The following is a 23,385-nucleotide window of genomic DNA, read 5'->3' as shown; positions in this document are numbered from 1 at the left end:
ATCATGAGCATCGGTTCTTTTGGTGGCATCCAAGGCAGCGCGGCTGGCGCGCCGCTATCGCAGACGCGTGGCAGCGAAACCGAGAAGGCGCAGCAGCAATCGGCCGCCAGCGAACGGCAGGCCGACGCCGCCGATAAATCGCAGCGTGCCGCGGGCATCGGTACCACCGAGCAGGATCAGGAAGCCAGCGATCGCGACGCCGATGGTCGACGCCTGTACGAGGACGGCAGCGATCAGCACGAGCAAGTCACCGAAGAGCAGGGCTCGAGCGAACCTTCCACCTCGGGCGAGCCTCCCAAGAGCAAAGACCCCACCGGCCAGGCGGGTAGCCAGCTCGATCTGATGGGCTAGGCGACAATTCCGAAATCCGCATGACGAATGATGAAATCGGGAGTCGCCCATCGCTCAGGGGCCGTAACTCACTCTAACGATCGAGGGGCCATTTGGATTACAATGGAAGAATAATCGCGGACCTCATCATTGTTCCCCCCTAATCCCCTTCCCTTCCCCAAATGCAATTCACCAAGATGCACGGGGCGGGCAACGACTACGTGTACGTCGACTGCTTCGCCCAACCGATACCCGACAACGTCGAACAACTCGCCCGCCAGATTGCCGATCGACACTGCGGCGTGGGTGGCGACGGATTGATCCTGATCTGCCCCAGCGAGCGGGCCGACGCCGAAATGCGGATGTACAACGCCGATGGCTCCTACAGCGAGATGTGCGGCAATGGAATCCGCTGCGTGGCCAAGTACCTGTACGACCACAACATCGCCAAGAAGGAGACGCTCGCCATCGAATCGGCGGGCTCGCTGCTTACCGTTGAGGTCTTTACCTCCGCTGGCAAGGTGAACCGCGTCCGCGTCGACATGGGCGAGCCGGTGCTCAACGCCGCGCGTATCCCGACGCTGCTTCCCGGCGACCCGGTGGTCGAAGTGCCGCTGAACGCCCTGGGCACGTTGTTTCGCGTAACCAGCGTGTCGATGGGTAATCCGCACTGTGTGTTGTTTGTCGATCACCCATCGGACGAACTGGTATTTCGCGCGGGCCCGATCCTCGAGCGGCACGAGGCCTTTCCCAACCGCGTAAACGTGGAGTTCGTGCAGCAGCTAGCACCCGACCGCCTCAAACAGCGTACCTGGGAACGTGGCAGCGGCGAGACGCTCGCGTGCGGCACCGGCGCCAGCGCCGTGTGCGTAGCCGGCGTGCTGACAGGCCGCACCCAGCGCAAGGTGACCATCGAACTGCTGGGTGGCGAGCTCGAATTGGAGTGGAACGAAACGGACAATCACGTGTATATGACAGGTCCGGCCGAAGAGGTGTTTTCCGGCGAGTGGAACCAAAGCTAGCAACTTGGCCTCCTTGCCGTGACTCCGGCCGGGAAATATTCAAGTTTCGCGTCTCAATGTTCGAAGCAGGCTATTGAGGCTCTTCCGTAGACACTTTTCGCTTGTCGGTTTCAGGTCCGATGCAACTTTTCAATCGATACATCACCAGCCTCTTGGGGCTGCTGACAACCAAGAGCATTGGCACCTGGATGAGTTCGCTGGACTACCGGGTCCTGTACTACGATCGCTCGATCGATCCGGCGCTGGGGCCACCTCAGCCCGGCATCTACATCTTCTGGCACGAGAACATTTTGTTCCCGCTTTATTTGCGGGGACGGTGCCACCTGGCGATGCTGCTCAGCCGGCATCGCGACGCCGACATCCTGGCCCAAGTCGCCCGGTTCAGCGGCTTTGGCACCGTACGCGGTTCCACGGGGCACGGCGGCCGTGAGGCACTCGAGCAACTGGTTCAGTTGAGCCGCACCGAGCACATCACCATTACGCCCGATGGTCCTCGCGGCCCCAGGCGTCAAATGGCGTATGGTCCGGTTTATCTTGCATCGCGAACTGGATTGCCCATTATCCCCTTGGGCTTTGGCTACGACCGTCCATGGCGGTTGAACAGTTGGGATCGATTTGCAATCCCCCGCCCGTTGACCAACGCCCGGGCCGTAGCCGGCCCTCCGGTGTACATTCCGCGCGGTTTGGAACGCGACGCCATCGAACCCTATCGCGTAGCCGTTGAGAAGTTACTCACCGATTTGACGGACGAGGCCAACGCCTGGGCCGAAAGTGGCAAGCGCCGAGTTGGCGAAGAACATCTGGCCCGAACCTTTGGCCCTCCACCCCAACCGCGGGCCGCTTCGTTGCCCGCCACTAGATCTCAAGCGGCCTGAACGGTTTTTGGCCTGGGCAGACTCGCAGATCGTCCAGCGTGGCTGCCGCGATGGCTAATCCGCATTTTGGGGGCTTTTTTCGCTAGCAAATCCTGAGAGAATGGCACATCCCTTCACGCTAAAGGATTGGCCATCGGATGAGTTCCGCCTCCAGCACCAACACGCCACCAGCCGGCACTTCGGATCAGGCCCCGCTATCGGTCGCCCAACTCACAGGACGGCTCAAGGGCCTTGTCGAGGAAAGCTTTCCCGACGTGTGGGTGGCGGGCGAAGTGTCTAACTTCTCGCGGCCGCAATCCGGGCACTGTTATTTCACACTGAAGGACGACCAGGCCCAGATTCGCGCCGTCATGTGGCGAGGCTCGGCCTCGCGACTCGATTTCAAACTAACCGATGGACTGGAACTGGTCTGCCACGGGCGGCTGGACGTCTACGCGCCGCGGGGCAGTTATCAACTGGTGGTCGATCGCGCGCATCCGCAAGGCGTCGGCGCCTTGGAACTCGCGTTGCGTCAACTTCGGGAGAAGCTCGCTCGCGAAGGACTGTTCGATCCGGAGCGAAAACAGCCGCTACCGAAGTTTCCCCGCCGCATCGGCTTTGTCACCAGCCCTACGGGCGCGGCCATTCGCGACTTCCTGGAAGTATTGCGGCGTCGTTGGGCAGGCGTCGACGTATTGGTCATCCCGGTCCGCGTGCAGGGAGATGGAGCGGCCGATGAGATTGCCGCCGGCATCAAGGCGGCCGCACGCATCGAGCCCGCTCTGGACGTGCTCGTTGTAGGCCGTGGTGGGGGCAGCCTGGAAGACTTGTGGGCCTTCAATGAGGAGCCCGTAGTCCGCGCCGTGGCCGCCTGCCCGATTCCTACCGTAAGTGCCGTGGGGCACGAGATTGATGTTTCGCTCAGCGACCTGGCGGCCGACGTCCGCGCGCTAACCCCCAGCGAAGCCGCCGAGCGGGTGGTGCCGGCTGCCGACGAAATGGCTGGTCAGATTGCTCGACTGGGCGATCGTTTGCATGGCACCGTACGCCGCATGATTCAGTTTGCCGCGCAGCGCGTCGAGTCGCTCGCGGCACGGCGAGTGCTCGCCCATCCACACGCCTCGATCGAAGACCGCGCCCGTCGCGTCGATGAACTGGATGCCCGCGGACAACGTGCGATGCGCAATCTGTTGGGCGAGCGAAACCACCGCGTGGCCGCCCTGGCTGGCAAACTCGAGTCGCTCAGCCCGCTGGGGGTACTCGGTCGCGGGTACAGCGTGACCCAAGACGCACGCACCGGCCAAGTGATTCGCGCAGCTACGGAGCTGAAGGTAGGTCAGGAGTTGCGCACCCGCCTGGCAGAAGGTGATGTGGTGAGTGAAGTAAAACGAATCGAAAAATAGCCCCTGCTGAGAAACTCATGGCGAAAAAGAAGAAGGTGAAACGCAAGCCCGCGGCCCAGGAGCAGGTGAGCTTCGAAGAGGCGCTGGCCGAGTTGGAGACGATTGTCGGCGAACTCGAAGGGGGCGAATTGGGCCTCACCGAGGCACTCGAACGCTACGAGGCCGGCATCGCTCATCTGAAGCAGTGTCACGCCCAATTGCAGCAGGCCTCGCGAAAGATCGAGCTGCTCTCCGGCTTCGACGCGGCGGGAAACCCGGTGGTTCGGCCGCTGGACGACGAAGAAGACGAGTCGCTGGAGGCCAAAAAGGGTGCGCGAAGTCGCCGCCGGAGCGGCGTGGACGGTGGGGCGACGCTGTTTTAGAATAGAACACTGACCTTTTAGTCCTAAATCTCGACTCGCCTGTTTTCACATAGTTTTGCCAAACAATCGACCTGTTGGCGAGCTCGCTTTCCCAATTGCCCTCCCCCCTGCCTTGTCCGACTCTGTGCCTTCGCTTGCCCCTGCCGCCGAATTGCTATCGGAAATGGATTCAATGCGCGCCGGGGTCGACCAGGCTCTGGCCGCGCGGTTGGAGTTCGACCATGGCTGTCCCCCTCGGTTGGCCGAGGCAATGCGATACGCCGTGCTCGCTCCCGGCAAGCGGCTTCGCCCGCTGCTGACACTTCTGGCCGCCCGGGCGTGCGGCGGCAACACCCAGCGTGCGATGCCGGCCGCGTGTGCGGTGGAGTTCATCCACGCCTATTCGCTGGTGCACGACGACTTGCCGGCCATGGACGACGACGACCTGCGCCGCGGATTGCCCACCTGTCACAAGAAGTTCGACGAAGCCACGGCCATCCTCGTGGGCGACGCCCTGCAGGCCCGTGCGTTCGAAGTGCTGGCCACCGAACTGTCACCCGCCACTGTGGCGGCCGAAGCGTGTGCCGCATTGGGCCGAGCGGCCGGCGCGACCCTGCTGGTGGGCGGGCAGGCCGACGACTTGGCTGGTATCGATGGCGGCGAAGAGCGACCGAGGCTCGAAGCGATTCACCACCGCAAGACGGCCGCCATGATTCTGGTTTCGCTCGAGCTCGGTGCCCTGGTGGCCGAGGCCACAAACGAACAAAAGTCGGCCCTGGCTACGTACGGAGAGAAGTTCGGCCTGGTTTTTCAAATCACCGACGACCTGCTGGACGCCCGGGGCGACGAAGAGGAGGTGGGGAAGCGCGTGGGCAAAGATGCCGACCGGGGCAAATTAACCTACACTACGCTGGTGGGAATCGAAGAAAGCCGTCAATTGGTCCAGCGACAGGTTGACGAAGCACAGGCGGTACTCGAAGTGTTCGGCCAGGCAGCAGAACCCCTGCGACTGTTGGCGCGGATGCTGGTGGATCGGACCAAATAAAAGCATGACCAAACACTCCCCCGAACCGATTCTGCCCTCCCTGACCTCTCCCCGTGAGCTGGAAAAGATGTCGCTGCCCGAGCTGGAACGCCTGGCGGACGAGATTCGCGATGTCCTGTGCCACCTCGTATCGGCCCGGAGCGCTCACTTTGCCTCGAACCTGGGCGTGGTGGAACTGGCCATCGCCCTGCACCAGACGTTCGATTTTCTGCACGACCGATTGATCTGGGACACCGGCCACCAGATCTACCCCCACAAACTGCTCACCGGCCGCTACGACGACTTCCCCTCCATTCGTACCAAGGGTGGCCTGATGGGCTATCCCAACCCGGTAGAGAGCGACTACGACCTGTTCTGCACCGGCCACGCTGGTTCGAGCGTCGCCACGGCGCTCGGTCTGGCCAGTGGCGACGATTTGGCGCGGCGCGACGAGAACCGTTGGAGCGTCGCAGTGATAGGTGACGGAGCGTTCCCCTCGGGTGTCGTGCACGAGGCCATCAACAACGCCAAACAACTTGGCCGCCGCTTGATGGTGGTGCTGAACGACAACGAAATGTCCATCTGCCCACGCGTCGGCGGTATGGCCGACTATCTCGATCGACTGCGGATGAACCGCGGCTACATTGGTCTGAAAGACGAAATTGCTCGCATGCTTTCCAGCGTGCCGGTACTGGGCGACCCGGTCGAACGCTTCCTGGTACAGGTAAAGGAAGCCGCCAAGGCGGGGCTGAGCGGCGGCATGATGTTCGAAGAACTCGGCATGCGGTACTTCGGCCCCATCGATGGCCACAATATTGCGCTGTTGCGAAAATACCTGCGTATGGCGCGGCAACTCGACGGACCGATCCTGCTACACGTGGTAACCGAGAAGGGTCACGGTTTCCGCCCCGCGGCCGAAGATCCGGTGCTGTTCCACGCGCCGCCCCAGTTCAGCCGCCGCGACGACGAGATCGTCGAGATGAAGCAGTCCTCGTCGCGCAGCTACACCCATGTCGCTCGCGATGCCATCGGCGCCGCGATGCGACGCGACGACCGGGTGACCGTGATGACCGCGGCGATGTGCCAGGGCAACAAGCTGGAGCCAATTCGCGAAGAGTTCCCCCAACGATTCTTCGATACCGGCATCTGCGAAGCCCACACCGTGGCTTTCGCCGCTGGCCACGCGAAGGTGGGCTTGAAGCCCATCGTCGACATTTACAGTACGTTCCTACAACGATCGTTCGACCACGTCTTCCAGGAAGTAGCCCTGCAGGACCTGCCCGTCACCTTCATGATGGACCGCAGTGGGCTGTCAGGTCCCGATGGTCCTACGCACCATGGTGTGTTCGATGTTGGCTACCTGCGGCTGTTTCCCAACATGGTGGTCATGTCGCCTGGCGATGAGCACGATCTGGTGGAGATGCTCGACTTTGCACTCGAGCACGACTCCCCCTGTGGCGTCCGCTATCCCAAGGCCAAAGCAGTCCGTGTGGCTCGCACCGACAAGCAGGAGCGGGCCCCCATCGAGCTGGGCACCAGCGAAGTGCTGCGATGGGGTCGCGATGGCACCATCGTGGCCTACGGCCCCCTGTTGGGCGAATGCCTAGCGGCGGCCGCGTTGCTGGACAAGGAAGGGCTTGACTTTGGCGTCGTCAATGCTCGCTTCGTCAAGCCGCTCGACACCGACACCATGCTGCGCGCGCTGCGAGACACACCGCTGGTAGTGACCGTCGAGGAAGCGGCCCTGGCGGGCGGCTTCGGTTCAGCGGTGCTCGAGGCAGCCAACACCGCAGGCGTCGATACCAGCCATCTTCGCCGGCTGGGTATTCCGGACATCTACGTCGAACATGGCGAGCGGGAAGAGTTGCTGGCCGATCTGGGGCTGGACGCCGCCGGTATCGCGAAAGCGTGCCGCGAAGGCGTGCATGCTGAGGAACTGGCGTCGTAGCCCGCGCGGCTGGCGAAGCTTGGGGCCGGCAAAGCTTGCGGCCGCCACGACCAGACCTCTAGAATGGAAACACGTTCGCCGCGCGGCGGATCCTTTCAGGGGACTACAGGAGGGCCTGGCTATGCGTCTAGTCGTCTCGCTATCGTTTGCCTTGTTGCTGCTCTCAATTCCATTGGCCGCCATGGCCCAGCAACCAGCCAAAGCATCTACGGCCAGTGCAGATGAGCACTCAAAATCCGACGCGACGAAGAAAACGGAGATCGTTCAACTCGAGCTCTGGGTGCTCCGACTGTCTCCCGAGGCCGATGCCCATGCGATCGAGCAGGCCAGCTTGCCTCTAAAGGACCGCAAGGCAGTACTTGCACGTGTTAGTGAGCTCGAAGAACTGGGACTGATCGCCCACTCGCAATACTTGATGGCCTCGACCATAGACGATGAACGGCTGCGTCTAAATCTCGCCGCGCGCGAGCCTCGCATCGTCGGCACCGCCATGACTCGTACGGGGCGTACCTCCAATATCCAGTACGACGCCATAGGCACCCTGCTCGACGCACGGCCGAGCATAAAATCTCCATCGCTTGTCACCTGCGATTTGACGTACGAGGAGTCGTACATGCAACCCACGGAGGTCGCTCTGCTCGAGGATGAAGAGGGTCTCCAAGGAAAAGTGGACCGAATCCGCACCTTCGTGCATCAAGGTACGGTCGGCTGCCCCAACGGCGGCGCTACCGTGCTGATGGCCTCCGGTGGCAACGAGGCCACCGACCAGCCCGCCATGCTGATATTCCTGGCCTGCCGAGTGATGGAATAGAGCTAGGTGTCCCGACTGAACACTCCGCCACAGCGGTAGCAGCGGTCGCCCATGCGGGTGCAATTCCTGGCCCTCACCCGAAAGCACTGCCCATCTTCCATCCACAACTGCACGCTCGAGGCGGGCAGCACTTGGACCGGTGTGTAAAATCCCGCCCCCGTGCGCGATACGTCGGACAGGTACACCGCGTAGAACCGGTCGTGATACAGCATCACGGCACGGCTGCGGAGATACATCCGATGGTAACCTCGCCGACTATCAGGCTTCACCGGCATCGGCCCTTCCTTCTCCAAGAAATCGACGAGCCGCTGCGGCAATTGAACCTTATCGGGAAGCGATCCCCAGTTCGGAACGTTCAGTTGTTCTTGACTGCTGATATCCAGCATTCTGCCATTTCCTTATCGAATTGGGTACCAGCCCGGTTGGCGACGAACTCGGTCGCCTCGCGCATGGTCATCGCTTTACGATAGGGGCGGCTGCCGGTCAGTGCGTCGAACACATCGACCACCGACAACAGTCGCGCCCAGGGATGTATTTCGCTGCCATGGATGCGGACGGGATACCCATTGCCATCGAAATGTTCGTGGTGCTGATAGACCATCAAACGCTGCTCGTGCGAGACGTCGTCTCGGGTAGCCAACTCTTCGTAACCACGCTGCGGATGGGTTTGCACCAACTCCCGCTCCTCGGCGGTAAGCCTGCCGGATTTGGTTAGAATGTGCTTGGGAATAGACCGCTTGCCCATATCGTGGAGCATGGCCCCCATCGCGATCTGATTCAGTTCAACTTCATCGGTGATGCCCAATCGCTCGGCCAGCATCGTGGCGTAGCCGGCCGTGTTGGTCACATGAGTGAATGTCTGCGAATCGTGCCGGGCGATGGCAAACAATTCATCTGGCAATAGATGGTTCTCCGTGACCAGTGTGCTGATATGTTGGGAGACTTCGGCCACCAACCCAATGTAATGCCCAGGGTCGACCGCCTTGAGCGTGCGCTCGACTTCGTAGCACACGGCCGCTTGCAGCACCTGAAAACGATCGGCCGTCGGCATCGACTCGTCGGCAATAAGGTCGTCGATCGAGTCCATCCACTCCGCGCAGGTGTTTTTGAAGTCGATAGCACGGATGAACAGTAATTCGCCCTTCGACTCGATCAGGTCGTCCAGCGTGGCTTCATCGACTTGAATCTCCGCCTGGCGAAACAGGACGGCGCGGTCCGATTCGCCATCGCAGTAGTAAAGGGCGATCGGCAGCTGGTTGATCTTCCGCAGCATACTGGACGAGAGTCGCACGTATCCTGCGGGGCAGCGAGGTTTTTGTTTGGTAGTAGTGAACATGTCTTGGTTCCAATTACCCGGTGACAGCAGGGGGGCTGTGGCAGGTACGGAGAAATCCTAGCTTACGACCTACGGGTTGCTGCAAAAAAGCTCGGATTGCCGAATCCAGCGGCACCGAATGTGCCAGTATTGCCAGTTCCACAAAAGAAGCGAGCATGCCCCGGCTCGCGGAACGCGAGCGTGGCGTCGAAAGTGACCACAGAACCGGCCGCCCCGGGCAAGTTTAGTCGCCTTGGTGAAACTCTGCGCCGCAGCGGTAGCAGCAGCTTTCCAGGCGTACGCAGTTCTTGGTTCGCAGCTTCAGACTCTGCCCATCCGCCATCCATATCTGGATATCGGAGACTGGCAGAAGCTGCACAGGGGAGAAGAGCCCCACTCCGCTTCGCGACAAATCGGAAAGGTAGGCCGCGTAGAACTGATCGTGGTACAACAGCACTGCTGGCGTACGAAGGTAAAGCCGGTGATAGTTCCGCCGGCTTTCCGGCATCACCGGCATCGGCCCCTCTTTGTCCAGGTACGCGGCGGGCACCTCCGGCAGCCGAGCGCGGTCTGGAAGAGCCTCCCACGCGGGAACTGTCAATTGCACTTGATCGCAGCCACCCAACATTCGGCTATTTCCTTGTCAAATTGCGTTCCGGCGTGGCTCTCCACGTAGTCTGCCGCTTCGCACAGTGCCAAGGCCCTGCGATAGGGCCTGCTTCCGGTCAGGGCTTCGAACACATCGACCACCGATAGCAACTTCGACCAGGGGTGAATCTCACTACCCGGAATCCGCACCGGGTAGCCTGTTCCATCGATGCGTTCGTGATGTTGGTAGGCCATCAATCGATGCTGGTCTGTTACCTCAGTGCAAGTCACCAGTTCTTCGTATCCACGCAATGGATGCGTTTGAATCAGTTTGCGTTCCTCGTCGGTGAGTCTGCCTGGTTTGGCGAGGATATGCCTGGGAATGCAGCGCTTGCCAATGTCGTGCAACATCGCCCCCATGGCGATCTGCTTCAGTTCGTTGTCGCTATAGCAACCAAGCCGATCAGCCAACATCACGGCGTAGCCGGCCGTGTTCGTCACGTGTGTAAAGGTCTGAGAATCATGCCTGGCAATGGCAAACAACTCGTTGGGCACCAGCCCCGTTTCGGAAACCAGCGTCGTGATGTGCCTGGAGGTGTTGGCACTCAGCGTAATGTACTGTGCCGGATCCACAGCATTCAGCGTGCGTTGAACTTCGAAGCTAACCACCACCTGCAAAATCTTGAAGCGATCGGCCGGCGAAAGTGTTTCGTCGGCCACCAAATCGCCAAGCGAACCGATCATTCCAGCGCAGGCATCTCTCAGGTCCGTGGCACGGATGCAGAGCCAGTCCCCCTTCGACTCGATCAGCTCCTCCAGGGTTGCTTCATCCACCTTGATGTCGGCCTGTCGAAACAGCACTGGTCGTTCCGAATCCTCGCTGCACAAATACAGGGCAATGTGCGCGGTGTTCAACTGCCGGAGCATGGTCGGCGATAGCCAGACGAACCCGCGAGGCGCGGCATGTCTCTTTGTCGGCAGGGCAGCGGCTGGCATGAGGCATCCAGATATTGGGGGGACAGCAAGGGCCGTAAAGCGTCCATGAAAGCGTAGCTCAAACAAATCGGCTAGCTGCAAAACGCCCGTCGACGGGCCGGTTGCCGTGATTTTGCCGTTGGTGCCGCTGCAAGTGAATCGAGCGTTTATTTGGGATGGTATTGCCCCGCTGCGGCCGGGCCGGGACACTTACGTACAGTTAGTCAATCTGGCCCCCGTCCTCCCGATTCTCCCGAAATCTCCTATGTCCACCGACAAGCGTCATCGTGCAGTGCTGGTAGCCGATGGAACTCGCCCTCATCTCTCGGGCGAGCTCAAGCGGCTGGAGCCAGTCGTGGCGAAGCACCTCGAGGTGGTTGGCCGCGTGCTCGACTTGTCCGAAGGGACCATTCCCGACGAAGCGGAACTGGTGATCGTATTCGGGGGCGATGGCACCATGCTCCGCACTGCACATCTGATGGGCGAGCGGCAACTTCCGGTGCTGGGAGTTAATCTGGGAAAGCTGGGATTCCTGGCCCACATTCGCCCCAACCATCTGTCGACCGCTCTGCCGAAGATCTGCAACCAGGAAGCAAGCGTGGTGGAGCATCTGATGTTCGATTGCTCGCTGATGCGTCACGGCGAGGTCGTGGAAACGGAATTGGGTCTGAACGAAGCTTCGGTGCTAGCAGGCCCGCCATTTGCGATGATCGAGGTCCAGCTTTACGTTGACGCTGAATTGGCTACCACCTATAGTTGCGACGGCTTGATCGTCAGCACGCCTGTCGGATCGACTGCCCACAGCCTGTCGGCAGGCGGGCCGATCCTGCGAAAGGACCTGCAGGCGTTTGTGATCTCGCCCATTAGTCCCCATACCCTAACCAACCGCCCCGTGGTCGATTCGGCCGATCGCGTCTTTGAGTTGGCCGTGCCCGAACCCAACGAAGGCACGTCCTTGATTGTTGATGGACGCATGATGGCCAACATTTGCTCGGGCGACCGAGTTCGCATTGCCCGCAGCCGCGCCACCTTCAAACTGCTTGGAATTCCCGACCAGGGTTACTACCGAACGCTTCGCGAAAAACTTGGTTGGGGCGGACAACTCCGAGAAGATCCCCCCACCCCCTAACCCGCACTCACCTCCCTCGCGTGGAAAGGATGCCACCATGAGATACCTGGCTTCGCTCACTCTCGTTACGTTGCTCGCTGCTTGCACCTCGGTTCGCGCCGACGACAATCAGAAGATAACGCTCACCTACAAACTGAAGGCGGGCGAAACTCTGCGGTACACCATCGACCACCGCGCCAGCGTCCGCAGCACTATCGAAGGCACAACGCAGAAAGCCATCACACGGAGCGAGTCCGTCAAAGCCTGGAAGGTGCAGGACGTCATGCCGGACGGGGAGATGGAGTTCACGCACATTGTCGAGCAGGTGCGGATGGTCAACCGCCTGCCCGACCGCGCCGAGATGGTGTACGACAGCGAAGAGGACAAAACTCCACCTCCGGGATTCGAAGACGCCGCCGCCGCTGTGGGCACCGTGCTGAGCGTGATCCGCATGTCGCCTCGTGGTGAGGTCATCGAACGCGATGTCAAACACCACCAGCCCGCCGCAGATACCGAAGCGCCAGTCACCCTGTTGCTGCCCGAAAAGCCGGTCGCCGTGGGCGACACCTGGAACGAACCACGCTCGGTCCCCGTGCAAACGGCCGATGGTGCAAAGCGAGAGATCCAGACCCGCCGCCACTATGAACTGATCAAAGTGTCAGCCGGCGTGGCAACCATCGAAGTGAGCTACCAGGTGCTTTCACCCATCGATCCGGCCATCGAGGCGCAGCTCGTACAGCGGCTGATGAAGGGCACCGTAAAGTTCGACATCGCAGCCGGTCGCGTCCTCAGTCAGGAAATGGAAGTCGACCAGCGAGTGCTGGGCTTCGCCGGCCCTACCAGCAGCATGCATTACCTGATGCAGATGGACGAACGCCTGCTGGATGGCGAGAAGAAGGAGATTGCTTCGAAACCGTAAGGTGTTTGACGCGGGTGGACTGGGGTAGGAAGATGCTGGGAACAATGAACTCCACTCTGCCTACGGTCCCTCACTGCCCTTCGGTTATCGCTCGGACATGACGAAAGAACTGATCATCGTCGGTGGGGCGAACGGGACGGGCAAGACAACCTTCGCCCTGGAGTACGTCGCACAGCACGGTGTGGAGTACCTCGGCGCGGACGCAATAGCCGCGGAGATTTCGTCCGACGATCCCACCAGCGCCCGCTTTCAGGCAGGCCGGCGGTTCGTCACAGCCCTGAATGAACGTGTTCAGGGTTCAGAGTGTCTACTGATCGAATCCACTCTGTCAGGCGTTGCACTCCGTAATGGGCTCAAGCGTGCTGCGCAATCGGGATTCAAAATTTCGATCTTCTTCTTGTTCGTTGACACGCCGGAAACCTGCATTGAACGAGTAGCTCAAAGGGTTCGCATGGGCGGGCATGACGTCCCGGTGGAAGACATTCGTCGGCGGTTCGGACGGAGTATCCGCAACTTCTGGAACATCTACCGTGAAATGGCCGATAGTTGGTTGGTCGTCTATAATGGTCCTGAGGGCCCCCTCGATGTAGTCGTCGGCTCCCAGGACGAAGAGAGTATTCGCGACGCGAGTTGGTACCAGACTTTCTTGCAGCTTCTGATGTCGAGCAATCCATGAACGGAAACTCAACACTTAGTGCCGAGACCTACGCGAAGGTCGATGAGTTCATGCGGATTGCACGGAGTGCCGTGGCCAAGGCACAAGAACGATGCCGGCAGCGGGGAGTTCCCAACGTTTACTCCATCAACGGTCGGATCTACTACGAACTTCCCAATGGTGAGCTCTCGCTAGAGGATCCGTATCCCAAGAAGGAAACCGACGAGGCGTAGCTCGTCGGCTATTGGCCGCCCAGTGGGACGCTGTGCGTCAGATCTATCACTCTGACGCTCACGCCCCTTCCACTTCGTGTACGATGACCACGTCGTGCACGCCGCTGGCCATTTGGTCGCCATCGGGGCCAGCTGCCAGGTGCGAGCCGCCTACGATCACGATGCGGTCGCCGCGTTTGGCGTTACAGATAGAGCAGGCCCACTCGTCGGCGTGGCGGATCAGTTGCTGCATGTCGCATGCCGGGGCCCCGCGGAGAGGCGTAACCCCCCAGTACAGGCACATCTTCCGCAGCGTCGATTCTTTGGTGCTGACTCCAATGGTCGGCACCAGATTGCGATGCTGCGAGAGCGCCAACGCCGTGTTGCCGGAATGGCTGGCCACCACGATGGTCTTCGCCTGCAGTTCGTTGGCCATCAAGCCGGCGCCGCTGACCACGGCGCGCGTCACGTCGTGGCGTGTGGCGTATTCTTCGCGATCGGGAGCGCGCCACATCATGGTGGGAATGGCCGTTTCGGTGGCACGCGCGATGCTGTTCATCATCGCCACCGCTCTTGCCGGATGATTGCCGATGGCCGTTTCGCCCGAAAGCATGCAAGCATCCGCGCCGTCGAGCACGGCGTTAGCAACGTCGGTCACTTCGGCTCGGGTGGGTCGCGTTGACTGGTGCATGCTCTCGAGCATCTGCGTAGCGATGATCACCGGTTTCTCATAGCGGTGGCAGACCCGAATGATGCGTTTCTGCTCCACCGGCATTTCGGCCACATTAATCTCGACGCCCAAATCTCCACGGGCGACCATCACGGCGTCGCTGACCGCCACGATATCTTCCAGCCGGTCGAGCGCTTCGCGTTTCTCGATTTTCGCAATGACGTCGGCTTGCGAGCCTGCTGACTTCAGGATGTCCTTGAGTGCTTTGACCTCGTCCGGCGCGCGAACAAAACTCAAACTCACGAAGTCGACCTTGGCCTTGGCTGCCCAGATGGCGTGCATGTGGTCGGTAACGCTGATGGCCGGCGCGCTGAGTTTGACGCCCGGCAAATTGATACCCTGCCGCGAGCGGACGTCGCCGGGCTGCGTAACGATCGCTCGAACCCGTCCCGGCTTGACGTCGACAACGCGCATGATCACCGTTCCATCGGCCAGCATGACGCTGTCGCCCTTGGACAACTCGGTGGTCAGCGGTTCGTAGGTGCTAGTCAGTTCGCGGGGATCTTCCGACTCGTCGCCATCAACGAAGGTGTACTCGTCGTCTCGTTCGCAGTGGATGCAGCCGTCCGCCACTTCGCCCAGGCGAATCTTCGGCCCCGCGAGGTCCACCAGCACGGCCACCGGCTGGTTGAGCTCGTCGCTCACCTGGCGGATAATATCGACCTTGGGCTGCTGCTCTTCGGGTCCTCCATGCGCCATATTCAGTCGAAATACGTCGACACCGGCGCACACGAGCTCTGTGATTCGTTCCTTAGTGTCAGAAGCAGGTCCAACCGTGGCGACGATCTTGGTATACGACCGCTCGCGAATATCTTGTGGCTGTGAAGTCATGGAGTCCTTTGACATGGGCTCGAACAATCAAGTAGGGCGCGACCACCCTGATGTTTGTGCAGGCCCTATTCTGACGCCAACTGGCGATACTGGGAATAAGGGTTCGTGCCGAAAGGATGGTATCCGCATTTCGTGCGATCTGGCAGCCATTCGCGAGGCCGACCGTTGGCGATTGCCCGCAGGCTCGATTATGATGGCACCTTGATTCGATCCCCTTATCGACTAGCAATATGCCCTCCTCGCACGACTACTGGAACCGAAAAGCCTGCCTGATAACTGGGGGATCGGCCGGTCTGGGGCGAGTGCTGGCCGAGACACTCGTACGACGGGGCGCCCGCGTCATCATCAATGGCCGCAATCCAGAGCGGCTGGCGGCCGCTGTAACCGAGCTAAAGCAGCTCGGTGGCGAGGTTACTGGTGCAGTGGGCGACATTGCCGCAGTGGGATTTGCCCAGCAACTGGTAACCGACACCGTCGACTCGCTGCAAGGGCTCGACTTCGTCTGTCACGCGGCGGGGCGTTCGATGCGCGGAGAATTGGCAAGCACCAGCCGTGAAGACTTCAAGTCGCTGTGGCGCGTCAACACCCTGGCCGCCTTTGAGTTGGCCCGTGCGGCCGTCGAGCCCCTGACCACCACCCGTGGTCACCTGGTGCTGATCGGCTCGCTGGCGTCACGCGTATCGCCTCGCTTGATCGGCGCGTACGCCGAAAGTAAATTCCCGCTTACCGCCATGGCCCAGCAGCTGCGGCTGGAACGAGGGCCGGCCGGTTTGCACACCCTGCTGGTCTGCCCGGGGCCGATTGCCCGCACCGAACAAACACCCAGCGACCGCTACGAAGCCGCCGAGCAGGGTCTACCCGAAGCCGCCTCCAAGCCCGGCGGCGGGGCCAAGGTTTCCGCGCTCGATCCGCAAAAGCTCTGCGACCGCATTCTGCAAGCGTGTGAGTCGCGCCAGGCGGAACTCATCATGCCCGGGCGGGCACGGTTGCTATTCGTGCTAAACCAGCTCTCGCCCAAGCTGGGAGACTGGTTGCTACGAAAAATGAGTGGCTAATTGCCTTTGGCGGTGGACCGCTCTTGAATATTGCCTGAAGCCGCTCAGGAAGTCTCTTTGCCCAACTCCCGCAGCACGTCCATCGTGTAGAGTCCGCTATTGTGGCCATCGCTGAATGCGATGTTGTAGGCGTAGTTGCCCGTTGGCCTCATACCGGTGATGTGCAGCGGTGTCCCCGCACTCGGCGGAAGCACCGGCAGCACGTTGTCTGGTGGTGCCGGAGCGTTGCGTTTCTCGCGACAGGTCGCGCAGGGGCACGCATCTCGCAATTCGCGGACCGTGTATTCGCGCACCAGACCATCCGACCAGGTAATCTGCAGCCGGTCGTCGGAGGGTTTTTCGAGTTTGGTAGGCAGAATCATAAGTCGCTCGGCGAGCCAGTCGTGTCCCCTCAAGCCGCTACGCTACACACCACCATACCGACGCGCCAACGGCGCCGCACAGCAGCAACGCGGCGGCGCCACAACCGGTTGCTTGGGCCGGCACTCGGTCGGGGTACTCTTCGCGTAGGCTGTCGGTGAGTGTTTCGATAAATTCCTTGGACTCCTTGAGTCCCTCGCCGGTCGATTCGCGATAGATTTTGATGGCCTCGATCTTCTGGCCTCGGAAGATGGCTTCGTTAATCTGGTCGCGTTTCTCGTCAGTCAGCGACATTGGCTGGGGCTCCTACACGGTCGCAAAGAGAAGTCTCATGTACTGCAGAATTGTCGCCTGCGACAGCGGCCAAGGTCAAGGTGAGCTTTGTCCCACGCCGGAGGCCGATAAGCTATGCCACCTCGGCGGTCCATCACAGGGGCCAGCACTCCGATTTCCCACCAGTGGCCGATGGTTAAAAGTTTTCGTCCTCGGCTGACTGCTGCGGACTCAGCCGAGGGCTACCCGCACGGACCCAATCGCAAGCCAGGCTATAGACCACTGCGACCACGGCGTAGACAAACATTCCGCCCATGGCTCGCACGGCCTCTTGTGGTTCGTTGCCCCAGGCGACGGGTGGCGCCACGAGCACAGCGGCGCCACCTGCCACGATGAGCGCAATGCCGAGCGGCTGCAACAGGCCCAGGAACACCGCGCGTCGCAGGCTGCGATCGATTTCGATGGACGAGAGCGCTGCCGCCCCCCACCACCAGATGCCCGCGTAGGTCAAGGCGTACACCAACCATATTACCCACCACGTGGCCGTCGGCTCGATTCCGCGGTGGACCGCTGCAGAAACCAACAGGATCGGAATCTGCATCATCATGAACAACGCCATGAAGTCAACGATCTGGAACCGCGGTCGCGACATGTTGGCCACCGCGATATCTCGTGTGATGTCGATGCTCCGCATCGCCCGCCAACTGCCATAGAGCGCGGCAACAGTGGCCGGAATCAACATCAATCGCAGGAAGTGCTCAGCCATCGGATTCAGCCGCCAGCGGCTCGGGCGGCAGTTTTGCCCCCGACTGCACGAAGCGGATACCCCACGTCAGAAAACAACCTATTGCCGCGACAACCAGCCAGATCGCCAGCCAGAGCATCAGTGGCATGTCCGGCGAATACAGCGAGGCGACGAACAACAGCAAGAGTACGGTGCCGATGGGACACGAGGCCATGATGATGGGAAGCAAAACGGCGAGAAATAGCGCGCGTCGCTCGGCGTTGGAGATCTCCAGTGCCGTAAGCATCCTTACGCCGTGCCACCACATGGCCAGGAACACCAGCAGCACTGGCAGACTCATGCACCAAAGTGATGAAGCTGCGATATAATCGATATTTCCCGTGGCCTTAATCAGGAGCAAGGCGGGCGACACCACGGCGAAGATCGCCATGTAGTCGATCAATTGCGCGCGAAACGATGCCTTGCTATGCCGCAACTCCTCGCGGCGAAATAGCCCGCCCACCGACAGCAATGCCTGCCACCAGCCGGCAGCAACCGCGGTGGCTGCGACTGATACTACCAGCAGCTTGATCATGCCCCCTGCCCTCAACCGGAAACGAAAGCTCCGATTGTAGCAGACCCCAAGCTGGTGTGTGTCGGCCTAGGTCAGGCTTACGGCAGGATCGCCGCGGTGCCGACGGTGGCCCCTGCTTGGAACGCTGCAGCCCGCCAGGTGAAAGGCACCGCCGGAATCATGTACGGAGCACAGTTGCCCGGTCGGTAGTAGCCCAAAGGATACAGGCACTCGTTCGGCGGCGTGATGCCCATGCAGTACGGCAGTACCGGCAGTCGGGTGAAGAAGTGAGCACCCGAGACCAGCGGCTGAACACAAGGTCCCCACGAGTGGCCATACCGCTCAAGTTGCACCTGCTCGAAGTACAGCGGCTTGTGGCAATTGGCAGCCGCCTTCCACATGTAGGTAACCTCGGGCCAACTGCGAGGCGCGTAAGCACGTCCGTCGTCCAGTTGGCATTCGAACGGATAGTTCCAGCCTTCCAGACCACTCTGATTGATGTTCAGATCGATATCCGTGATGAGGTCGGAGAACACCCGCTCGCGAGCTTCGCCACAGGCTTGGCCAGCCTTCTCGAGCGCTTCTTCATACAGTTGTTGATCGTTAGGCTTCAGTTCGGACACATCGGAGATGATTTTTTGTTCGACAGCTGACTCTTCCAGGTCCGGGTCGAGATCCAAATTCGATTCACCCGGCTCGCGGATGGGTGGAAATAGCTGGTCGTCATCTGGAGCACTTTGATCCTGTACCGGCATGCTCGAATCCGGCACTTCTTCCAGCAGCTCCGGCTCGGTGGGCTGGGGCAGCTCGTCGAGGTTCAACTCCGGCAAGTCGCTGGGTTGCGGTTCGTCTCGACCGTACGGGCGATTGAGTTCGCGGCTAATTTCGTCGTCTTCGAATGGGTTCTGGGCAACGTGGTTCGAAAACTGCGGACCATCGAACCGACGATCGCGCGGATGGACTACCACGCTCTTCAAACGGGCCGCGCCAGACACGCTGACCGAAGGCGATTCAATCTCCTCGTAGGCCACCTGCACGACGCTATAGCCGCGGTCGCTGTGTGGCCGGGTTGCGACGCGACGCACCGGCTGCTTGAGATTGGAAGCGGGCTGAGCTGCAGGCGTGCGCGATCGCCACTGGAGCTGGGCGGGTTCGCCACCGAAAGACTGCAGAGCGGTTACCAGCAGAACCAGCGTGGCAAGCAACGCCGCGGGCAACCAGGTGGTGTCATCGAAAGAAGAGCGACGCAGGACAAAGGACGACTCCGCACCGTCGTCCACCCCGGCGAGGCCCTCAGGCCCCACCAGCACATCCAACCGGGCGAGGTCAGTTTGATTCCCCGCCGTGGTATTCGGTGGTGTAGTTTGGTGCTTCTTGCGTGATGGCGATGTCATGCGGATGGCTCTCCCTAACACTTGCCGGTGTAACCCGGACGAATTGCGTTTCCTTACGCAACTCGGCGATGGTCCTGGTGCCACAGTACCCCATGCCGGCTCGCAATCCGCCTACTAACTGGTAGACGAATGGCCCCAGCGGACCCTTGTATGGCACTCTTCCCTCAACTCCCTCCGGCACCAATTTGCCGTTGCCGTTTCCGTCGTCTTCAACGTCGGACTGGCGATATCTTTCCTTCGATCCGTGCACCATGGCCCCCAGCGACCCCATGCCGCGATATGCCTTATAGGTGCGTCCCTGGTACAGTACACGCTGCCCGGGGCTTTCGTCCAAACCGGCCAGCAATCCGCCAACCATCACGACATGGGCTCCCGCGGCCAGGGCTTTGGTTATGTCTCCCGAGTAGCGAATTCCTCCGTCGGCGATGATGGTCGCGCCCGACCCTTCGGCGGCCCGCGCCGCCTCGCTGATGGCGGTAACCTGCGGTACACCAATGCCCGAGATGATTCGCGTGGTGCAAATCGATCCCGGACCAATGCCAATCTTCACCGCATCGGCACCGGCTTCGACCAGGTCGCGACACCCCTCGTAGGTCGCCACGTTGCCCGCCACGACGTCGATGTCGTATTGGCTCTTAATCTGCTTTACGGTTTCAATCACGTTGCCCGAGTGACCGTGTGCGCTGTCGACCACCAGGAAGTCGACTTCCTTGCCGATCAGACTCTCGACGCGGTCGAAATCGAACACGCCCACGGCCGCGCCCACCCGCAATCGACCTTGTGCGTCCTTCACCGCGTGGGGGAAGCGCCGCATCATGTCAATGTCTTTGATGGTAATCAGGCCTGTCAGTCTGTAATCTTCGTCAACCAGCAGAAGTTTCTCGACCTTTTTTGCCATCAAAATCTTCTCAGCTTCTTCAAGCGTCACAGTCCCGGTGGCAGTGACGAGCCCCTCCTTGGTCATTACGTCCGCTATGGGCAGGTCGTCGCCTTCGAGAAAACGCATGTCGCGACGCGTCAGGATGCCCACCAGCGTGCCATCGGGCTTGGTGATCGGCACGCCGGATACGTTCGACTGCCCCATGGTGCTGCGGGCAGTGGCAACGCTAGCATCGGGCGGCAATGTAACGGGGTCGACGATAATGCCATTGGCCGACCGCTTCACCTTGTCGACTTCTTCGGTCTGGGCCTCGATGGGAAGATTCTTGTGAATCACGCCCAAACCACCCACCTGGGCCAGACCGATCGCCATGCGGTGCTCGGTCACCGTGTCCATGGGCGAGGAGAGCAACGGCACGTTCAGTTGGATGCGGCGGGTTAGCTGGGTGGATACATCCACCTGACTGGGCACGACCTCGCTGTAGCGAGGCTGGATCAGCACGTCGTCAAACGTTAGTCCGGTGATGGCGATCTTGTCGGCACTGGTCATCGGGCACTCCGCTGGGTTTGGGGTAATCCGCCATTTTGCCGACTCTTGAGGGACTCTGGCAAGTGACCGGCGGGCGGCCAGCGCGCCAGACCGAAAGACACGCACGCTCATAGAATTGGTAGAGCGACGGCCGCCACATGCCGAGAAACCCAAAAAACGGGTCCATTCACCCGTCAATTCCGATTCGGGCACCGGCTTTGCATTACGGATAGTGGTGTCACAAACGGCGAGCGGATTCCCGTGAAACGCTTCGCGGGGACCACTCCGGCCGTTGCCTGCTCCTATCGGAACCGAGCCCCCCCAACGAGGTCCCAGAATGAACTGTCCAGTTGCCCCCCGCTGGTCATTGCGTCGAATTACTGCCACCACTTTGTCCTTAATCATGGCGCCAATCGCCCTCGGGCAGACGGCCGCTCCTGATGTCCTGCCGGGCGAGACCTCTGTGCTGGTCTCGCTGAAAAGGCTCAGCGACTCCACTGCCGAGCCTCGCTTGGCGAGCGTTCCCCTGTCGACCAACACCGCTACCTCCCGGGTGCCGGTCCAGTTTGTGGCCACGCAGGCGGAAGAAGCCCAGGTGCTGGAAGAAGGTCCAGTGCATGAGGCGTTTGCCGAACCCATCTCGGCGTCTGCCGACGAAGGCGAAGTGATTGCCAAGGAGCCGCCTCAACCCGTCGACGAAACCCCGCCCGAATACCGCCCTGACGGCGAGAACGTGGAGTGGATACCTGGCTATTGGTCCTGGCTCGATGAAAAGAACGACTTTGTGTGGGTAAGCGGCGTTTGGCGCAGCATCCCGCCGGGGCGTGCCTGGACTCCTGGTCACTGGGCCGAGGTCGAGGGTGGCTACGTGTGGATCAGCGGCTTCTGGAGCGACGTCACGGCACAGCAGGTCGATTACCTGCCGTTGCCGCCCGAGACGCTCGAACAAGGTCCCTCGACCGCCGCCCCCAGCGACGACTACTTTTGGATCCCCGGTTGCTGGGTTTGGGAACAACAGCGTTATTCCTGGCGTCCTGGCTACTGGTACCCTGGCCAACAAGATTGGATGTGGGTGCCCGATCACTACGTCTACACGCCCCGCGGTGCAGTGCTGGTCAATGGTTACTGGGACTATCCGCTGCAGCGTCGTGGATTGCTGTACGCCCCCGTGTACTGGAATGGTGGCTACCGCTACGGCGCCGGCTATGCCTACACGCCGAACCGCGTTGTGAACACGGCCCTGCTGTTGTCGTCGCTGTTCATCGACAATAACCGAGGCTTCTACTACTACGGACGCGGCTACGGCTCTCGCGACCGCTACCGACCCTGGTACGACAACAGCCGGCGGGGCTTCTACAGCCCGATGTACGGATATTATTCGTGGCAATACGGCCGCAATAGCAACGACTGGAAGAACCGCTTCGACTACGACCGACGCCGTGGCGATGATTTCCGCGATCGTGGCCCCAACGACAACGATTCGATGAGGCTTGTTGGTTCGGTCGATCAGCTCAAGCAAAGCATCGACCAGGATCGGCGTGACGATCGTGATGGTCGCCGGGACCGCTGGAACAGCAACTTCCGTAAGCTAACGGACAACGAACGCCGCGACGCCATGGATCGCTCGCAGAAGATGCAGCAATTCCGCAACGCTCGTTCCGAATTCGAGTCGAAGCAACGCGGCCCGTCCCGTGCTCAACTCACTCGCAACAGCGATGACGATGGTCGTCGGATTGGGCCGAATGCCAACGCCCCCGGCAGCTACAAGCCGTCGACGTTCAACCTGCAATCTTCCTCTGCTGCGGAAGATCTGCGTCTCAAAGCACGTGCACAGCACGAGCGATACCAGCAGCGTGTGATGCGCTATAACCTCGACAATCGCAACGAGGAGCGGAACCTCCGCGAGCAAGCCGGCCGCCAGCGGGACGACTTCCAGCGGCGTGTGGACGATTCTCGCAAACAGCAGCGACGACAGGTCGAAGAGTTTCAGGATCAGCAAGATCGACAGCGAGAGCGGATCCAAGACATGAAAGTCGAGCAGCGAGATCGCATGCGAGAGACCCGCAGTGAGGATATCCGCCGCACGACGAGACCTCCCCAGCAACCCATCGATCGGGGCCGCGAAGCGCGCGGCAACGACCCAATCCGTCGTGGCCCAACGCCTGAAACGCGGGGCAACGCGGGTGGCAATCGCGGTGGCGGCGAAGCTCGTGGTAACTCCAACGCGGGTGGCAATCGCGGTGGCGGCGAAGCTCGTGGCAACTCCAACCGTGGTGGAAATCGCGGTGGCGGCGAGGCCCGTGGCAACCCCAACCGTGGTGGCAATCGCGGTGGCGGCGAGGCCCGTGGCAACTCCAACCGTGGCGGCAACCAGGGCAACCGTGGCGGAAATCGCGGCGGCGGTGGCAACCGCGGCGGCGGCGGCGGCGGTGGTGGCAACAAAGGTGGCAAGAAATAGTTAGTTAGCCAACTGCTTCCGCTAACTGTCGCATAAATTCACCGGGTAGCGTTCCTGCTTTCTCAAGCAGGAA

General features: G+C 60.9%; 25 protein-coding genes. 14 read left to right on the top strand and 11 right to left on the bottom strand.

All coding sequences use genetic code 11. The features are described 5' to 3' along the window. Nucleotides 1-3: 3 nt before the first annotated feature. From NG895_RS06345 to NG895_RS06310, 8 genes are all read left to right on the top strand, one after another. On the top strand, nucleotides 4-351 hold the full coding sequence (locus NG895_RS06345) for a hypothetical protein (RefSeq protein ID WP_252851627.1): 348 nt from the start codon (nucleotides 4-6) through the stop codon (nucleotides 349-351). A gap of 161 nt (nucleotides 352-512) precedes the next feature. Further along, entirely contained in the window at nucleotides 513-1,352 is an 840-nt protein-coding gene (gene dapF / locus NG895_RS06340; protein ID WP_252851626.1) for a diaminopimelate epimerase, read from the top strand. A 119-nt stretch (nucleotides 1,353-1,471) separates the two neighbouring features. Next, nucleotides 1,472-2,227 (top strand): lysophospholipid acyltransferase family protein, encoded by a 756-nt coding sequence (locus NG895_RS06335; RefSeq protein ID WP_252851625.1) that lies wholly within the window; start codon nucleotides 1,472-1,474, stop codon nucleotides 2,225-2,227. A gap of 137 nt (nucleotides 2,228-2,364) precedes the next feature. After that, a complete protein-coding gene (gene xseA / locus NG895_RS06330; RefSeq protein ID WP_252851624.1) occupies nucleotides 2,365-3,609 on the top strand; it encodes an exodeoxyribonuclease VII large subunit in 1,245 nt (414 codons plus the stop codon). 17 nt (nucleotides 3,610-3,626) lie between these two features. Then, entirely contained in the window at nucleotides 3,627-3,971 is a 345-nt protein-coding gene (gene xseB, locus NG895_RS06325) for an exodeoxyribonuclease VII small subunit (protein ID WP_252851623.1), read from the top strand. A 112-nt stretch (nucleotides 3,972-4,083) separates the two neighbouring features. Next, a complete protein-coding gene (locus tag NG895_RS06320) occupies nucleotides 4,084-4,995 on the top strand; it encodes a polyprenyl synthetase family protein (protein WP_252851622.1) in 912 nt (303 codons plus the stop codon). A gap of 4 nt (nucleotides 4,996-4,999) precedes the next feature. Beyond that, a complete protein-coding gene (dxs, locus tag NG895_RS06315; RefSeq protein WP_261360688.1) occupies nucleotides 5,000-6,922 on the top strand; it encodes a 1-deoxy-D-xylulose-5-phosphate synthase in 1,923 nt (640 codons plus the stop codon). A gap of 121 nt (nucleotides 6,923-7,043) precedes the next feature. Then, nucleotides 7,044-7,733: a hypothetical protein gene (locus tag NG895_RS06310; protein ID WP_252851621.1), complete on the top strand. Its 690-nt coding sequence runs from the start codon at nucleotides 7,044-7,046 to the stop codon at nucleotides 7,731-7,733. Nucleotides 7,734-7,735: 2 nt separating this feature from the next. On the opposite strand, the gene NG895_RS06305 is transcribed toward NG895_RS06310, so the two are convergent. From NG895_RS06305 to NG895_RS06290, 4 genes are all read right to left on the bottom strand, one after another. After that, complete coding sequence (locus NG895_RS06305; protein ID WP_252851620.1) at nucleotides 7,736-8,119, bottom strand: PilZ domain-containing protein; 384 nt, start codon at nucleotides 8,117-8,119, stop codon at nucleotides 7,736-7,738. Continuing rightward, nucleotides 8,089-9,069, bottom strand: coding sequence for an HD-GYP domain-containing protein (locus NG895_RS06300; protein ID WP_252851619.1), 981 nt, complete (start codon nucleotides 9,067-9,069; stop codon nucleotides 8,089-8,091). The genes NG895_RS06305 and NG895_RS06300 overlap by 31 nt, the downstream gene beginning before the upstream one ends. Before the next feature lie 223 nt (nucleotides 9,070-9,292). Then, nucleotides 9,293-9,676, bottom strand: a complete 384-nt coding sequence (locus tag NG895_RS06295; RefSeq protein ID WP_252851618.1) for a PilZ domain-containing protein — start codon at nucleotides 9,674-9,676, stop codon at nucleotides 9,293-9,295. After that, the gene (locus tag NG895_RS06290) at nucleotides 9,646-10,632 is read right to left on the bottom strand and encodes an HD-GYP domain-containing protein (protein WP_252851617.1); all 987 of its coding nucleotides are present in this window, start codon (nucleotides 10,630-10,632) and stop codon (nucleotides 9,646-9,648) included. The genes NG895_RS06295 and NG895_RS06290 overlap by 31 nt, the downstream gene beginning before the upstream one ends. Nucleotides 10,633-10,876: 244 nt before the next feature. On the opposite strand from NG895_RS06290, the gene NG895_RS06285 reads away from it, so the two are divergent. The 4 genes from NG895_RS06285 (at nucleotide 10,877) to NG895_RS06270 (ending at nucleotide 13,526) form a co-directional block, all read left to right on the top strand. After that, nucleotides 10,877-11,740, top strand: coding sequence for an NAD(+)/NADH kinase (locus NG895_RS06285; RefSeq protein WP_252851616.1), 864 nt, complete (start codon nucleotides 10,877-10,879; stop codon nucleotides 11,738-11,740). Between the two features lie 37 nt (nucleotides 11,741-11,777). Beyond that, nucleotides 11,778-12,638 (top strand): hypothetical protein, encoded by an 861-nt coding sequence (locus NG895_RS06280; RefSeq protein WP_252851615.1) that lies wholly within the window; start codon nucleotides 11,778-11,780, stop codon nucleotides 12,636-12,638. Between the two features lie 97 nt (nucleotides 12,639-12,735). Continuing rightward, nucleotides 12,736-13,314: an ATPase gene (locus tag NG895_RS06275; RefSeq protein ID WP_252851614.1), complete on the top strand. Its 579-nt coding sequence runs from the start codon at nucleotides 12,736-12,738 to the stop codon at nucleotides 13,312-13,314. After that, entirely contained in the window at nucleotides 13,311-13,526 is a 216-nt protein-coding gene (locus NG895_RS06270) for a hypothetical protein (protein WP_252851613.1), read from the top strand. The genes NG895_RS06275 and NG895_RS06270 overlap by 4 nt, the downstream gene beginning before the upstream one ends. Before the next feature lie 58 nt (nucleotides 13,527-13,584). On the opposite strand, the gene pyk is transcribed toward NG895_RS06270, so the two are convergent. After that, nucleotides 13,585-15,066: a pyruvate kinase gene (pyk, locus tag NG895_RS06265; protein ID WP_252851612.1), complete on the bottom strand. Its 1,482-nt coding sequence runs from the start codon at nucleotides 15,064-15,066 to the stop codon at nucleotides 13,585-13,587. Nucleotides 15,067-15,296: 230 nt separating this feature from the next. Here pyk and NG895_RS06260 point away from each other — a divergent pair, with 230 nt between their 5' ends. Further along, complete coding sequence (locus NG895_RS06260; protein WP_252851611.1) at nucleotides 15,297-16,121, top strand: SDR family NAD(P)-dependent oxidoreductase; 825 nt, start codon at nucleotides 15,297-15,299, stop codon at nucleotides 16,119-16,121. Between the two features lie 44 nt (nucleotides 16,122-16,165). Here the strand turns inward: NG895_RS06260 and NG895_RS06255 are convergent, their stop codons facing one another. The 6 genes from NG895_RS06255 to guaB all read right to left on the bottom strand — a co-directional run bounded on the left by NG895_RS06255 (nucleotide 16,166) and on the right by guaB (nucleotide 20,875). Next, a complete protein-coding gene (locus NG895_RS06255) occupies nucleotides 16,166-16,483 on the bottom strand; it encodes a gamma-butyrobetaine hydroxylase-like domain-containing protein (RefSeq protein ID WP_252851610.1) in 318 nt (105 codons plus the stop codon). Between the two features lie 37 nt (nucleotides 16,484-16,520). Beyond that, entirely contained in the window at nucleotides 16,521-16,775 is a 255-nt protein-coding gene (locus tag NG895_RS06250) for a ribosomal protein L7/L12 (protein ID WP_252851609.1), read from the bottom strand. 175 nt (nucleotides 16,776-16,950) lie between these two features. Continuing rightward, nucleotides 16,951-17,520 carry a hypothetical protein gene (locus tag NG895_RS06245; protein ID WP_252851608.1) on the bottom strand — a complete coding sequence of 190 codons (570 nt, stop codon included), beginning with the start codon at nucleotides 17,518-17,520 and terminating at the stop codon, nucleotides 16,951-16,953. After that, nucleotides 17,513-18,073: a hypothetical protein gene (locus NG895_RS06240; protein ID WP_252851607.1), complete on the bottom strand. Its 561-nt coding sequence runs from the start codon at nucleotides 18,071-18,073 to the stop codon at nucleotides 17,513-17,515. The genes NG895_RS06245 and NG895_RS06240 overlap by 8 nt, the downstream gene beginning before the upstream one ends. A gap of 77 nt (nucleotides 18,074-18,150) precedes the next feature. After that, the gene (locus NG895_RS06235; protein ID WP_252851606.1) at nucleotides 18,151-19,446 is read right to left on the bottom strand and encodes a hypothetical protein; all 1,296 of its coding nucleotides are present in this window, start codon (nucleotides 19,444-19,446) and stop codon (nucleotides 18,151-18,153) included. Then, a complete protein-coding gene (gene guaB / locus NG895_RS06230; RefSeq protein WP_252851605.1) occupies nucleotides 19,379-20,875 on the bottom strand; it encodes an IMP dehydrogenase in 1,497 nt (498 codons plus the stop codon). The genes NG895_RS06235 and guaB overlap by 68 nt, the downstream gene beginning before the upstream one ends. Before the next feature lie 382 nt (nucleotides 20,876-21,257). On the opposite strand from guaB, the gene NG895_RS06225 reads away from it, so the two are divergent. Continuing rightward, nucleotides 21,258-23,312, top strand: a complete 2,055-nt coding sequence (locus tag NG895_RS06225; protein WP_252851604.1) for a hypothetical protein — start codon at nucleotides 21,258-21,260, stop codon at nucleotides 23,310-23,312. The last annotated feature ends 73 nt before the right edge of the window (nucleotides 23,313-23,385 follow it).

It is taken from the genome of Aeoliella straminimaris (assembly GCF_024054565.1).
Classification (GTDB): domain Bacteria; phylum Planctomycetota; class Planctomycetia; order Pirellulales; family Lacipirellulaceae; genus Aeoliella; species Aeoliella straminimaris.
The sequence above is the reverse complement of the archived record's forward strand: the minus strand, read 5'-3'. Positions and strand labels throughout refer to the sequence as shown.

Coding starts and splice junctions, on each gene's coding strand:
- NG895_RS06240 (WP_252851607.1), bottom strand. CDS start 18,073: ATGATCAAGCTGCTGGTAGTATCAGTCGCAGCCACCGCGGTTGCTGCC.
- dapF (WP_252851626.1), top strand. CDS start 513: ATGCAATTCACCAAGATGCACGGGGCGGGCAACGACTACGTGTACGTC.
- NG895_RS06295 (WP_252851618.1), bottom strand. CDS start 9,676: ATGTTGGGTGGCTGCGATCAAGTGCAATTGACAGTTCCCGCGTGGGAG.
- NG895_RS06280 (WP_252851615.1), top strand. CDS start 11,778: ATGAGATACCTGGCTTCGCTCACTCTCGTTACGTTGCTCGCTGCTTGC.
- xseB (WP_252851623.1), top strand. CDS start 3,627: ATGGCGAAAAAGAAGAAGGTGAAACGCAAGCCCGCGGCCCAGGAGCAG.
- NG895_RS06245 (WP_252851608.1), bottom strand. CDS start 17,520: ATGGCTGAGCACTTCCTGCGATTGATGTTGATTCCGGCCACTGTTGCC.
- NG895_RS06335 (WP_252851625.1), top strand. CDS start 1,472: ATGCAACTTTTCAATCGATACATCACCAGCCTCTTGGGGCTGCTGACA.
- NG895_RS06345 (WP_252851627.1), top strand. CDS start 4: ATGAGCATCGGTTCTTTTGGTGGCATCCAAGGCAGCGCGGCTGGCGCG.
- NG895_RS06260 (WP_252851611.1), top strand. CDS start 15,297: ATGCCCTCCTCGCACGACTACTGGAACCGAAAAGCCTGCCTGATAACT.
- NG895_RS06285 (WP_252851616.1), top strand. CDS start 10,877: ATGTCCACCGACAAGCGTCATCGTGCAGTGCTGGTAGCCGATGGAACT.
- NG895_RS06250 (WP_252851609.1), bottom strand. CDS start 16,775: ATGTCGCTGACTGACGAGAAACGCGACCAGATTAACGAAGCCATCTTC.
- guaB (WP_252851605.1), bottom strand. CDS start 20,875: ATGACCAGTGCCGACAAGATCGCCATCACCGGACTAACGTTTGACGAC.
- pyk (WP_252851612.1), bottom strand. CDS start 15,066: ATGACTTCACAGCCACAAGATATTCGCGAGCGGTCGTATACCAAGATC.
- xseA (WP_252851624.1), top strand. CDS start 2,365: ATGAGTTCCGCCTCCAGCACCAACACGCCACCAGCCGGCACTTCGGAT.
- NG895_RS06270 (WP_252851613.1), top strand. CDS start 13,311: ATGAACGGAAACTCAACACTTAGTGCCGAGACCTACGCGAAGGTCGAT.
- NG895_RS06275 (WP_252851614.1), top strand. CDS start 12,736: ATGACGAAAGAACTGATCATCGTCGGTGGGGCGAACGGGACGGGCAAG.
- NG895_RS06300 (WP_252851619.1), bottom strand. CDS start 9,069: ATGTTCACTACTACCAAACAAAAACCTCGCTGCCCCGCAGGATACGTG.
- NG895_RS06235 (WP_252851606.1), bottom strand. CDS start 19,446: ATGACATCGCCATCACGCAAGAAGCACCAAACTACACCACCGAATACC.
- NG895_RS06255 (WP_252851610.1), bottom strand. CDS start 16,483: ATGATTCTGCCTACCAAACTCGAAAAACCCTCCGACGACCGGCTGCAG.
- NG895_RS06290 (WP_252851617.1), bottom strand. CDS start 10,632: ATGCCAGCCGCTGCCCTGCCGACAAAGAGACATGCCGCGCCTCGCGGG.
- dxs (WP_261360688.1), top strand. CDS start 5,000: ATGACCAAACACTCCCCCGAACCGATTCTGCCCTCCCTGACCTCTCCC.
- NG895_RS06225 (WP_252851604.1), top strand. CDS start 21,258: ATGGCGCCAATCGCCCTCGGGCAGACGGCCGCTCCTGATGTCCTGCCG.
- NG895_RS06310 (WP_252851621.1), top strand. CDS start 7,044: ATGCGTCTAGTCGTCTCGCTATCGTTTGCCTTGTTGCTGCTCTCAATT.
- NG895_RS06305 (WP_252851620.1), bottom strand. CDS start 8,119: ATGCTGGATATCAGCAGTCAAGAACAACTGAACGTTCCGAACTGGGGA.